Below are 12,048 nucleotides of genomic sequence, written 5' to 3'. Positions count from 1 at the left end.
GAGAGGGAGGTTCCGATGGTTCTGGTTCGACAGGAGATCGGCGACGTGCTGAGGGACTTCCGCCTGCAGAAGGGCCGCACGCTCCGTCAGGTGGCGAGCAAGGCCAGCGTCGCGCTCGGGTACCTCAGCGAGGTCGAGCGCGGGCAGAAGGAGGCCTCGAGCGAGATCCTCGCCTCGGTGGCCGAGGCGCTCGACACGCCCATCTCGGTGATCATGCACGAGGTCGGCGACCGTATCGCGGTCCTCGAGGGGCTCTCGGCGCCGTCGGTGCCCGACAGCCTGCCCGACGACCTCGTCGCGGAGTTCGACGCGGACATCATGGTCCGCTGACCCAGTCACATCGTCGCGATCGGCCGGTCCTCGGACCGGCCGTTCGCATGTCCGGGAGAACCGAGTGAAGCGCAGTGAGTTCGACCTGGCGGTCGAGGAGGAGTTCGGCGCGGGGTACGCCAGCGTGGTGGTCGACGACCTCGTGCTCGGTGCGCTCGACGGGCGGACGGCTCGGCAGGCGCTGGCCGCGGGCGTTCCGCCGCGCACGGTGTGGCTCGCGCTCTGCGAGGCGACCGACGTCCCCGAGTCGCGCCGCCACGGCGCGGGTCTTCGGGCTCCGGGCGGGGGCCGCGAGTCCTGACACCCGAGCGCGTCCCCCGCCCGAAGACCCGTTCGACACGCCGCGCGTCGTATCGAACATCCGTTCGGTTCGCGGAGTAGGCTCCTCAACAACGGGAGGGATGTCGCATCCATCCACATCCGCGGTCCCTCGGGCACCGGATGTCGGTGGCCGGCCATACGGTCGAAGCGTCGGAACACACCGCAACCGCCTTGTCGCAAGACGTGCCGGGTCACGGCCTGGCACGCGGAACGACAGCCTAGAGGCCGCCGAACCCACCACGAAGGAGCACCGATGCCATCACCCGCTGACCGCGAGAAGGCCCTCGAGACCGCACTCGCCCAGATCGACCGCCAGTTCGGCAAGGGCTCGGTGATGCGCCTCGGCAGTGAAGAGCGCGCGCCCGTCGAGATCATCCCGACCGGTTCCATCGCGCTCGACGTCGCCCTCGGCGTCGGCGGCCTGCCCCGCGGTCGCATCATCGAGATCTACGGTCCGGAGTCCTCCGGCAAGACCACGCTGACCCTCCACGCGATCGCCAACGTGCAGCGCGCGGGGGGCATCGCGGCGTTCATCGACGCCGAGCACGCGCTCGACCCCGACTACGCCAAGAAGCTCGGCGTCGACATCGACTCGCTGCTCGTCTCGCAGCCCGACACCGGCGAGCAGGCGCTCGAGATCGCCGACATGCTGATCCGCTCGGGCTCGATCGACCTCGTCGTCATCGACTCCGTCGCGGCGCTCGTGCCGCGCGCCGAGATCGAGGGCGAGATGGGCGACTCGCACGTCGGCCTCCAGGCGCGCCTCATGTCGCAGGCGCTCCGCAAGCTGACCGGTGGGCTCAACCAGACCAAGACCACGGCCATCTTCATCAACCAGCTCCGCGAGAAGATCGGCGTGTTCTTCGGCAGCCCCGAGACCACGGCGGGCGGCAAGGCGCTGAAGTTCTACGCATCGGTCCGCCTCGACATCCGCCGCATCGAGACGCTGAAAGACGGTACCGAGGCGGTCGGCAACCGCACGCGCGTGAAGGTCGTCAAGAACAAGATGGCGCCGCCGTTCAAGCAGGCCGAGTTCGACATCCTCTACGGGGTGGGCATCTCGCGTGAGGGCAGCCTCATCGACTACGGCGTCGACCAGGGCATCGTGAAGAAGTCCGGGGCCTGGTACACCTACGACGGCGACCAGCTCGGCCAAGGCAAGGAGAACGCCCGGAACTTCCTCATCCAGAACCCCGACATCGCGGCCGACATCGAGAAGAAGATCCTCGTCAAGCTGGGCATCGGCCAGCCCGCCGGCGGCGCGGCCGCCGGGCCCGGCGTCGCGCCGGTCGAGTCGATCACCGCGAAGCGCAAGGGCGCTTGAGCTCGCCGGCCGGCCACATGAGCGATCAGTCGAACGAGCGCCTCGCGCCCGTCGCCTACCTGCCGTGGGTGGCGCCGTCGTCGGAGGAATCCGATCGCGGCGGCGCCGCTCCGGCACGCTCCGGCCGGCACCCTGCCGGGCGCGGGCTCGGTGTGCAGCCCGCGTCCCGACTCGCGGTCGTCGGCTCCGACGAAGCCCATGACGGCCTCGACCGCGAACCCGGCACACGCGTGGAGCGATCCGAGAGCCCCCGTGAGCGCGTCGAGACCGGCGTCGAGCGCGACGAGCGCATCGACCGGCTCATCGTGTCGCGGCTGCGGCGCTCATCGCTCTCCACCAGCGAGGTCCGGTCGGCGCTGCTCGAGCACGGGCTCGACGATGCCGAGGTCGAGGAGTGGATCGATCGCTACGAGCGGCTCGGCTACCTCGACGACCGGCGGCTCGCCGAGCAGCTCGTGCACAGCCACGGCGTGCGCCGCGGGCGGGGCAGCGGCGCGCTCCTGCACGAGCTCGGCCGGCGCGGCATCGACGCCGAGCTCGCGCGCGACGCGGTCGACGCGCTCGATCCCGAGGTCGAGCTCGAGCACGCCACGCAGATCGCCGACCGGCGAGCCAGGCAACTCGCCGGGCTCGACCCGAGCACGGCCCAACGGCGGCTGAGCGCGTTCCTCCTGCGTCGGGGCTACGGCAGCGAGGTCGTGCGCCAGGCGGTGCGGGCCGCGCTCGACGGCGACCGGCCCGAGTGAGCGGCGTCCTCTCCGGCATCGTTTCGTAGACTGGTCCGATCATGACCACCATCCACGAGGCCGCACGCGTGCCCGGCGGCGCCGTCGCCGACGAGTCGGCCGCGCCCCGCACCTACGAGGTCCGCACCTACGGGTGCCAGATGAACGTGCACGACTCCGAGCGGCTCAGCGGTTCACTCGAGGCGGCGGGCTACGTCCCCGCCGACGGCGCCGAACCCGACATCGTCGTGATCAACACGTGCGCCGTACGCGAGAACGCCGACAACAAGCTCTACGGCAACCTCGGCCACCTCGCGGGCGTCAAGCGACGTCACGCGGGCATGCAGATCGCCGTCGGCGGTTGCCTCGCCCAGAAGGACAAGAACGTCATCCTCGAGAAGGCGCCCTGGGTCGACGTCGTCTTCGGCACGCACAACATGGGCTCGCTGCCGAGCCTGCTCGAACGCGCCCGCCACAACGAGGAGGCGCAGCTCGAGATCCTCGACGCCCTCGAGGTCTTCCCCTCGACGCTGCCCACCAAGCGCGATTCCACCTACTCGGGCTGGGTGTCGATCTCCGTCGGCTGCAACAACACCTGCACCTTCTGCATCGTGCCGGCACTCCGCGGCAAGGAGAAGGACCGCCGGCCGGGCGAGATCCTCGCCGAGATCCAGGCGCTCGTCGACGACGGTGCCGTCGAGGTCACCCTCCTCGGGCAGAACGTCAACTCCTACGGCGTCGAGTTCGGCGACCGCCAGGCGTTCGGCAAGCTGCTGCGCGCCGCCGGGCAGATCGAGGGCCTCGAGCGCATCCGATTCACGAGCCCCCACCCCGCGGCGTTCACCGACGACGTCATCGACGCGATGGCCGAGACGCCCTCGGTCATGCCGCAGCTGCACATGCCGCTCCAGTCCGGCTCCGACCGCATCCTCAAGGCCATGCGCCGGTCGTACCGGTCCGAGAAGTTCCTCGGCATCCTCGATCGCGTGCGCGCTCGCATCCCGAACGCCGCGATCTCGACCGACATCATCGTCGGATTCCCGGGTGAGACCGAAGAGGACTTCCAGGAGACCCTCCGGGTCGTCGAGGCCGCGCGCTTCGCCTCCGCCTTCACCTTCCAGTACTCCATCCGTCCGGGCACCCCCGCGGCGACCATGGATGACCAGGTGCCGAAGGAGGTCGTGCAGGAGCGCTACGACCGCCTCATCGCGCTGCAGGAGCGCATCTCGTGGGAGGAGAACCGGAAGCTCCTCGGCCGTCCCGTCGAGGTGCTCGTCTCCACGGGCGAGGGCAAGAAGGATGCCGCGACCCACCGCTTGAGCGGCCGCGCCGAAGACAGCCGCCTCGTGCACTTCGAGGTGCCCGAGGGCTCGGAGCTGCCGCGGGCCGGCGACGTCGTCTCCGTCGTGATCACCCAGGCCGCCCCGTTCCACCTGCTCGCCGACTCGCCCGACGGCGCGCCGCTGCGCATCCGTCGCACACGCGCCGGCGACGCGTGGGACCGTGCGCAGGCCGACAGCTGCGGTGTCCCCGCCGCACCCGGAGCCGTGACATCCGCCACCGGCCGCGTCTCGCTCGGCCTGCCCACCCTGCGCATCGGTTCCGAGCCGCTGACGTCGCCGGGCGTCGGCACCATGCCGATCTACGACCCGTCCGACGGCCAGCGCTGACGTGACGCTCATCGCGGTCGTCGGCGCGACCGGAACGGGCAAGACCCGCTTCGCGCTCGACCTCGCGCACGCGATCGCGGCCACCGGGCGCCCCGCCGAGGTCGTCAACGCCGACGCCATGCAGCTCTACCGCGGCATGGACATCGGCACGGCGAAGCTCCCGCCCGACGAGCGCGAGGGCGTGCCGCACCACCTGCTCGACGTGCTCGAAGTCACCGACGAGGCCTCCGTGGCCGCTTACCAGGCCGAGGCGCGCCATGCGATCGACCGGATCGAGGCGCGTGGCGGCGTCGCGCTGCTCACGGGCGGCTCCGGGCTCTACGTCTCGGCCGTGATCCACGACCTGCGGTTCCCGGGCACCGACCCCGCCATCCGCGCCCGGCTCGAGCGCGAGCTCGACGAGGTCGGACCGGGGATGCTGCACCGTCGCCTGCGGGAACTCGACGCCGAGACCGCCGGGAGCGTCGATCCGCAGAACGGGCGCCGCATCGTGCGCGCCCTCGAGGTGATCGAGCTGACCGGCGAACCCAAGGCCGCCCGCCTGCCCGACCGGCCGGTCCCGTGGCGCCCGCACCGCATCGTGCACCTCCGGGCGGACCGCGCGACGCTCGTCGAGCGCCTCGACGCGCGCGCCGCCGCGATGTGGCGCGACGGGCTGCTCGACGAGGTGCGGTCGCTGATCCCCGCCGGGCTCGAACGCGGCGTCACCGCGCGCAAGGCCATCGGCTACGCGCAGGCCCTGGCCCAGGTCCACGGCCGCATGAGCGAGTCCGACGCGATCGCCGAGACGCAGGCGCTCACCCGCACGTACGCGCGACGGCAGGTCGGCTGGTTCAAGCGGTACGCCGCGGCATCCGTCGTCGACGCCGACGATCGCGACGCGGTCGCGGACGAGGTCGCCCGCCAGGCCGCGGCCGGCTGAAGGCGAGGGTCCGGAGCGGCCTCGCGCCATCCCTAGACTGAGGGGATGGCGTTCGATCTGCGCTTCACCAAGGGCCACGGCACGGGCAACGACTTCGTGCTCTTCAGCGACCCCGAGGGCGACCTCCAGCTCACGCCCGCGCAGATCGCGGCGGTGTGCGACCGCCACTTCGGCGTCGGCGGCGACGGGCTCATCCGCGCGGTGCGTTCCGACCGGCTCGTGGACGGCGCGGCCGCGATCGCCGAGAACCCCGATGCCACGTGGTTCATGGACTACTGGAACGCCGACGGCAGTCCCTCCGAGATGTGCGGCAACGGCATCCGCGTGTTCACGCGCTACCTCCTCGACCAGGGGCTGGCCGAGCTCCGCGACGGCGAGTGGATCGCGATCGGCACGCGGGCGGGCGTGCGGCGCGTGCGCGAGCTCGGCAACGGCAACTTCGAGGCCGACCTCGGGGTGTGGCGGCTCGACGGCGGCGAACCGCTCGTGCGCGCGAAGAACCTGCACGCCGCGCGTCCCGGGCTCGGCATCGACGTCGGCAACCCGCACGTGGTCGTGGCGCTCGCCGACGACGACGAGCTCGACGGCCTCGACCTCGCATACCTGCCGATCCTCGACCCCGAGCCGCAGGCCGGCGCGAACGTCGAGTTCGTGGTTCCCGCCGAGCCGCTCGTCGAGGGCGGCCGTGGGCGCATCCGCATGCGCGTGCACGAGCGCGGTTCGGGCGAGACGCTGTCGTGCGGCACCGGCGCGGTCGCCTCCGCGCTCGCGGTGCGGTACTGGGCCGGTGAGACCGCGCCCGACGAGTGGGTCGTGCAGGTGCCCGGCGGCGTCGTCGGCGTGCGCATGGCCGCCGAGCCCGACGGCGAGCACGTGCTGCTCTCAGGCCCGGCCGAGCTGGTGTTCGACGGGGTCGTCAGCCTCGCCTGAGCGAGCGGATGCCGCGGGGCGCCCGCGCGCGGAGGCTCAGCGCTCGCGGGTGACCGCGAGGACCCGGAAGCCCTTGGCTGACGCGGCGCGCTGGACGCGCCATCCGTCGCCGAGGTCGTCGACGAGCCAGCGCTGCAGCGAGTCGGCGCCGAGGTTCTTCTGCACGACGAGCCACGCGGTCGCACCGGCCTCGAGCCGCGGCAGCCATCGGCGCAGCAGTCCGTGCAGCTCGGCCTTGCCGATCCGGATCGGGGGATTCGACCAGATCGCGCCGAATCGCACGTCGTCGGGAACATCGTCGGGCAGTGCGGCGTTGACATTCGACAGCCCCGCACGCGCCGCGTTGCGGCGGACGAGGTCGAGCGCCCGCTCGTTGACGTCGACCGCCCACACCGTTGCATCCGGCGCCTCGAGGCCCAGGGTGAGCGCCACCGGCCCCCACCCCGCCCCGAGGTCGAGCAGGTGGCCCGCCGCCGGGGGAGCGGGCACCTCGTCGAGCAGGACCCTCGTGCCGAGGTCGACGTGACCCGGGCTGAACACGCCGCCGGCGGTGAGCAGCGACAGCTCTCGACCCGCGAGACGCGCCGTCACGGTGCGGAGCGCATCGTCGTCGGCGGGCTTCGACGAGAAGTAGTGCTCCTGCGGCATACACGGGAACCTATCGCACGAAGGGAAGTAGGCTGGACACGATGAGCGACGCGGAACACGAGACCCACGACGACGCGGTCCAGCGCGTGCTCCGGAGCGCGGACGTGCGGGCGGGCGTCTCCCGGTTCGGCGCATCCGAGGCCGCGTCGATCCAGCGCGACGGTCTCGCCGGCGACGGCGAGGGCGGCTTCGACGGCGAGCAGTACGACCGCGAGGAGCGGGCGGCGCTCCGGCGGGTCGCCGGCTTGTCGACCGAGCTCGAGGATGTCACCGAGGTCGAGTACCGCCAGTTGCGCCTCGAGAACGTGGTGCTGATCGGCGTGTACCCGCAGGGCTCGCTGGAGGATGCCGAGAACTCGCTGCGCGAGCTGTCGGCCCTCGCCGAGACCGCCGGCGCGCGCGTGCTCGACGGCGTGCTGCAGCGCCGCCCGCACCCCGACCCCTCGACCTACCTCGGCCGCGGCAAGACCGAGGAACTGCGCCACATCGTCGCGGCGCTCGGCGCCGACACCGTCGTGGCCGACACCGAGCTCGCGCCGAGCCAGCGCCGTGCGCTGGAGGATGCGGTGAAGGTCAAGGTCATCGACCGCACCGCCGTCATCCTCGACATCTTCAGCCAGCACGCCAAGAGCCGCGAGGGCAAGGCGCAGGTCGAGCTCGCGCAGCTCGAGTACCTGCTTCCGAGGCTCCGCGGCTGGGGTGAGTCCATGTCCCGCCAGGCGGGCGGCCAGGTCGGCGGCGCGGGCGCGGGCATGGGGTCGCGTGGTCCCGGTGAGACGAAGATCGAGCTCGACCGCCGCCGCATCCACTCGCGCATGGCGCGGCTGCGCAAGCAGATCGCGGGCATGAAGCCCGCGCGCGATGCCAAGCGGGCCAACCGCAAGCGCAACGCCGTGCCGTCGGTCGCGATCGCCGGGTACACCAACGCCGGCAAGTCCAGCCTGCTCAACCGCATCACCGGCGCGGGCGTGCTGGTCGAGAACGCACTGTTCGCCACGCTCGACGCCACCGTGCGCCGCAACACGACGCCCGATGGGCGCGTGTACACGATCGCCGACACCGTCGGATTCGTGCGCAACCTCCCGCACCAGCTCGTCGAGGCGTTCCGCTCGACGCTCGAGGAGGTGGGCGACGCCGACCTGATCGTGCACGTGGTCGACGCGGCGCACCCCGATCCGGCCGCGCAGATCGCGACCGTCCGCGACGTGATCGGAGAGGTGGGCGCTCGCGACGTGCCCGAGCTCATCGTGTTCAACAAGGCCGACCTCATCGGGCCCGAGGAGCGGCTCGTGCTGCAGGGCCTCGAGCCGAACGCGGTGTTCGCGTCGGCGCGCACGGGCGAGGGCGTGCCCGAGGTGCTCGCCGCGATCACGCGCATGCTGCCCGACCCCGCGGTCGAGGTCGACCTGCTCGTGCCGTACGACCGGGGCGACATCGTCTCGGCCCTGCACGAGACCGGACGCGTGCTCTCGACCGACTACGTCGAGGACGGCACGCGCATCCGCGCGCTCGCGTCGCCCGAGCAGGCGGCCCAGCTCGCCGAGTTCCGCGCGGCGGCCGCGCTGGCGTAGCACCGGCGGGCTCCGAGCGCCGCGGCCCTAGGTGCGCCCCGTCGCGCCATCCGGAACCGCCCGCCCGCGTCATCCTGCGTAAACCATGTTCCGGATGTCGCGTGCCCGGCGTATCGTCGCACCTGATCGTGGCGAGCGGCCGGATGCCGCCCGCCTGGAGCGACCGCCGAGCCCGGCACCCGCCCGCGAGACCCACCCGCCGTGACGGCTGGTCGGGCGCGGCGTGCCGTGACCTCGACCCGCCGGAGCGGCATCGCCACCAGGAGCACCATGACCGGAAGCGCGCCCGACGGCGACGGCTGTCGGCCGAGGCCGCCGATCTCGTTCGAGCTGTTCCCGCCGAGAACGGATGCCGCCGCGCTCGCGCTCGGCCGCACGATCGACCGCCTGGCAGAGGTCGACCCGGCGTTCATCTCGGTGACGTTCGGCGCGGGCGGCTCGTCGCGCGACCGTTCGCTGACGGTGCTGCGGTACATGCTCGAGCACACCGACGTCGAGCCCATGGCGCACCTGACCTGCGTCGGCTCCAGCCATGCCGAGGCGAACCGCCTCGTGCGGGAGTTCCTCGACGCGGGCGTGACCAGCTTCCTCGCGCTGCGCGGCGACCCGCCCGAGGGCGCCGACCCGGAGGCGGGCATCGGCGACCTCGAGAGCGCCGCCGAGCTCGTGCAGCTCATCCACCGGGTGCAGGAGGAGCGCGAGCCGTACGGGCAGGCCGGGATCCCCGGGATGCCCGGCGTGACGCGCATCCTCGAGCGACCGCGCCCCGAGCGCGTCGCGGTCGCCGCCTTCCCGACCGGGCATCCGCGCTCGCGCGGCGTGAACCAGGATGTCGACGTGCTCCTCGCCAAGGAGGTGGCGGGGGCCAACCTCGCGATCACCCAGCTCTTCTGGCACGCCGACGACTACCTCGGCTTCGTCGAGCGCGCCCGCGCGGGCGGGGTCACCATCCCGATCCTGCCCGGCATCATGCCCGTCACCTCGGCCGCCCGGCTCGGCCGCCTCGAGCAGCTCACGGGCGTGCCCGCGCCGAGTGAGCTCGCGATCGCGCTCGAGATCGAGCCCGACGCCGACGCGCTCTTCGAGCTCGGCGTCGACTTCGCGGCCGACCTCGCCGGCGAGGTGCTCGCGGGCGGCGCACCCGGACTCCACCTGTACACCTTCAATCGCCACGAGGCCGTGCTCGCCGTCCTGGACCGGCTCGGCCTCCGCACCATCCCCGCCCACGCGGGCACCGAGAGGAACACGAGAACACGATGACCGCACCCGCCTTCCCCGCCGGAACCATCCTCGGCTACCCCCGCATCGGGCGCCGCCGCGAGCTCAAGCACGCCGTCGAGGCGTTCTGGGCCGGCCGCATCGACGCCGACGAGCTCGAGCGCACCGCCGCCGGCCTGCGCGCCGCGACGCGCGAGCGCCTCGCCGCGCTCGGCCTCGGCCGCACCGACTCGGCGATCCCCGAGAGCTTCTCGTACTACGACCAGGTGCTCGACGCCGCGGTCGCGGTCGGCGCGATCCCGACGCGCTTCGCGAGGCTCCTGGACGCCGACGGCCGCCTCGATCTCGCCGGCTACTTCACGGTCGCGCGCGGCGAAGGGGCCGACGCGCCGCTCGAGATGACGAAGTGGTTCGACTCGAACTACCACTACCTCGTGCCCGAGATCGGTCCCGACACCGCGTTCGCCGCGCACGCCGACGCGCTCGTGGCGCAGGTGCGCGAGGCCCGGGAGGCCGGCTTCGTCACCCGCCCCGTGCTCGTCGGTCCGGTGACGTTCCTGCTGCTGGCCAAGGCGGCGGACGGCGCGCCCGAGGGATTCCGTCCGATCGACCGCCTCGACGACCTCGTGCCCGTCTACGCCGAGCTGCTCGCCGCGCTCCGCGACGCGGGCGCGGAATGGGTGCAGCTCGACGAGCCGGCGCTCGTGAGCGAGAGCTTCGACGAGCCGCGCGAGCGCATCCTCGAGGCGGTCGCCGCCGCATACGACCTGCTGGGTTCCGCCGAGGCGCGCTCGGCGATCTTCGTCGCGGCGCCCTACGGCTCGCTCGACGACGCGCTCCCCGTGCTCGCCGGCACGCCGGTCGAGGCCCTCGGACTCGACCTCGTGCGCGGCAGCGCGCCCGAGCAGCTCGATCCGGTGACCGAGGAGGCGCTCGCCGCGAAGACCCTGGTCGCGGGCGTCGTCGACGGCCACAACATCTGGCGAGGCGACCTCGAGCGCGCGTTCGTGCACGCCGAGGCGCTGCGCACATTCTCCGGCGATGTCGCGGTGTCGACGTCGACCTCGCTGCTGCACGTGCCGCACGACGTCGAGGACGAGTCCGCGCTCGACGCGCGCCTCGTGGGCTGGCTCGCCTTCGCCGACCAGAAGGTCGCACAGGTCGCGATCCTGGCGCGCGGTCTCGCCGAGGGCCGCGATGCGATCGCGTCCGAGCTCGACGCGGCATCCGCCTCGCTCGCCGACCGTGCCGCCGCGCCGGGCGTGCGCGTCCCCGCCGTGCGCGATCGCCTCGCGGCGCTCGACGCCGCCGCCTTCTCGCGGGCCGCGTACGACGCGCGCGTCGCCGCCCAGGAGGACCTCGCACTGCCGGCGCTGCCGACGACGACGATCGGGTCGTTCCCCCAGACCTCCGACATCCGCCGTGCCCGCGCCCGCCTCGTCAAGGGCGAGCTGACGGACGCCGCCTACCGCGAGCTCATGCGCGAGGAGATCGCCCGCGTCATCCGCCTGCAGGAGGAGCTGGGCCTCGACGTGCTCGTGCACGGCGAGCCGGAGCGCAACGACATGGTGCAGTACTTCGCCGAGCTGCTCGACGGCTTCGCCGTCACGCAGAACGGCTGGGTGCAGTCGTACGGCTCGCGCTGCACGCGCCCGTCGATCCTGTGGGGTGACGTGTCGCGTCCGGCGCCGATGACGGTCGAGTGGTCGGAGTACGCGCAGTCGCTGTCGGAGAAGCCCGTCAAGGGCATGCTCACCGGACCGGTGACCATCCTCGCCTGGTCGTTCGTCCGCGACGACCAGCCGCTCGGCGACACCGCGCGCCAGGTCGCGCTCGCGCTGCGCGATGAGATCACCGACCTCGAGGCGGCCGGGATCCGCGTGATCCAGGTCGACGAGCCGGCGCTGCGCGAGCTGCTTCCCCTCAAGCGCGCCGACCAGCCCGCCTACCTCGACTGGTCGGTCGGCTCGTTCCGGCTCGCGACGGGCGGCGCCGAGCCGGCCACGCAGGTGCACACCCACCTCTGCTATTCCGAGTTCGGCGTCGTCATCGACGCGATCCGCGAGCTCGACGCCGACGTCACCTCGATCGAGGCGGCGCGCAGCCGCATGGAGGTCGTCGACGACCTGTCGGCCAGCGGCTTCGACCACGGCGTGGGCCCGGGCGTGTACGACATCCACTCGCCCCGCGTGCCGAGCGTCGAGGAGGTGCAGTCGCTGCTCGAGCGCGCGGTCGGCGCGATCCCGGCCGGACGCCTCTGGGTGAACCCGGACTGCGGCCTCAAGACGCGCGGCTACGACGAGACGGTCGCGTCGCTCGCGAACATCGTCGAGGCGACGCAGGCGGTGCGCGCCGGCGTCGGGGTCGGGGCGACCGCGGGCTGAGCCCG

At 72.7% G+C, this 12,048-nt stretch carries 11 protein-coding genes; 10 read left to right on the top strand and 1 reads right to left on the bottom strand.

Going from position 1 to position 12,048, the window contains the following annotated elements; genetic code table 11:
- Positions 1 to 15: 15 nt before the first annotated feature.
- The 7 genes from ACZ4TW_RS00255 to dapF all read left to right on the top strand — a co-directional run bounded on the left by ACZ4TW_RS00255 (position 16) and on the right by dapF (position 6,222).
- Positions 16 to 330, top strand: a complete 315-nt coding sequence (locus ACZ4TW_RS00255; protein ID WP_204393770.1) for a helix-turn-helix domain-containing protein — start codon at positions 16 to 18, stop codon at positions 328 to 330.
- A 64-nt stretch (positions 331 to 394) separates the two neighbouring features.
- Positions 395 to 631, top strand: coding sequence for a DUF3046 domain-containing protein (locus ACZ4TW_RS00250; protein ID WP_465539014.1), 237 nt, complete (start codon positions 395 to 397; stop codon positions 629 to 631).
- 273 nt (positions 632 to 904) lie between these two features.
- On the top strand, positions 905 to 1,975 hold the full coding sequence (gene recA / locus ACZ4TW_RS00245; protein WP_465539012.1) for a recombinase RecA: 1,071 nt from the start codon (positions 905 to 907) through the stop codon (positions 1,973 to 1,975).
- A gap of 17 nt (positions 1,976 to 1,992) precedes the next feature.
- Positions 1,993 to 2,721 carry a regulatory protein RecX gene (locus ACZ4TW_RS00240; RefSeq protein ID WP_465539010.1) on the top strand — a complete coding sequence of 243 codons (729 nt, stop codon included), beginning with the start codon at positions 1,993 to 1,995 and terminating at the stop codon, positions 2,719 to 2,721.
- A gap of 41 nt (positions 2,722 to 2,762) precedes the next feature.
- The gene (gene miaB, locus ACZ4TW_RS00235) at positions 2,763 to 4,370 is read left to right on the top strand and encodes a tRNA (N6-isopentenyl adenosine(37)-C2)-methylthiotransferase MiaB (RefSeq protein ID WP_465539008.1); all 1,608 of its coding nucleotides are present in this window, start codon (positions 2,763 to 2,765) and stop codon (positions 4,368 to 4,370) included.
- A 1-nt stretch (position 4,371) separates the two neighbouring features.
- On the top strand, positions 4,372 to 5,292 hold the full coding sequence (miaA, locus tag ACZ4TW_RS00230; protein ID WP_465539006.1) for a tRNA (adenosine(37)-N6)-dimethylallyltransferase MiaA: 921 nt from the start codon (positions 4,372 to 4,374) through the stop codon (positions 5,290 to 5,292).
- Positions 5,293 to 5,337: 45 nt separating this feature from the next.
- Positions 5,338 to 6,222 (top strand): diaminopimelate epimerase, encoded by an 885-nt coding sequence (dapF, locus tag ACZ4TW_RS00225; protein ID WP_465539004.1) that lies wholly within the window; start codon positions 5,338 to 5,340, stop codon positions 6,220 to 6,222.
- A gap of 36 nt (positions 6,223 to 6,258) precedes the next feature.
- On the opposite strand, the gene ACZ4TW_RS00220 is transcribed toward dapF, so the two are convergent.
- A complete protein-coding gene (locus ACZ4TW_RS00220; RefSeq protein WP_465539002.1) occupies positions 6,259 to 6,870 on the bottom strand; it encodes a class I SAM-dependent methyltransferase in 612 nt (203 codons plus the stop codon).
- A gap of 41 nt (positions 6,871 to 6,911) precedes the next feature.
- Between ACZ4TW_RS00220 and hflX the strand changes: the two genes are divergently transcribed.
- The 3 genes from hflX (at position 6,912) to metE (ending at position 12,043) form a co-directional block, all read left to right on the top strand.
- A complete protein-coding gene (gene hflX, locus ACZ4TW_RS00215; RefSeq protein ID WP_465539000.1) occupies positions 6,912 to 8,441 on the top strand; it encodes a GTPase HflX in 1,530 nt (509 codons plus the stop codon).
- A 270-nt stretch (positions 8,442 to 8,711) separates the two neighbouring features.
- Positions 8,712 to 9,701, top strand: a complete 990-nt coding sequence (locus ACZ4TW_RS00210) for a methylenetetrahydrofolate reductase (protein ID WP_465538998.1) — start codon at positions 8,712 to 8,714, stop codon at positions 9,699 to 9,701.
- On the top strand, positions 9,698 to 12,043 hold the full coding sequence (gene metE, locus ACZ4TW_RS00205) for a 5-methyltetrahydropteroyltriglutamate--homocysteine S-methyltransferase (RefSeq protein ID WP_465538996.1): 2,346 nt from the start codon (positions 9,698 to 9,700) through the stop codon (positions 12,041 to 12,043). The genes ACZ4TW_RS00210 and metE overlap by 4 nt, the downstream gene beginning before the upstream one ends.
- Positions 12,044 to 12,048: the final 5 nt, after the last annotated feature.

The organism is Agromyces sp. NPDC029043, assembly GCF_055564615.1.
Note: the sequence above shows the minus strand (reverse complement) of the source record. Positions and strands in the feature narration are given on the sequence as shown.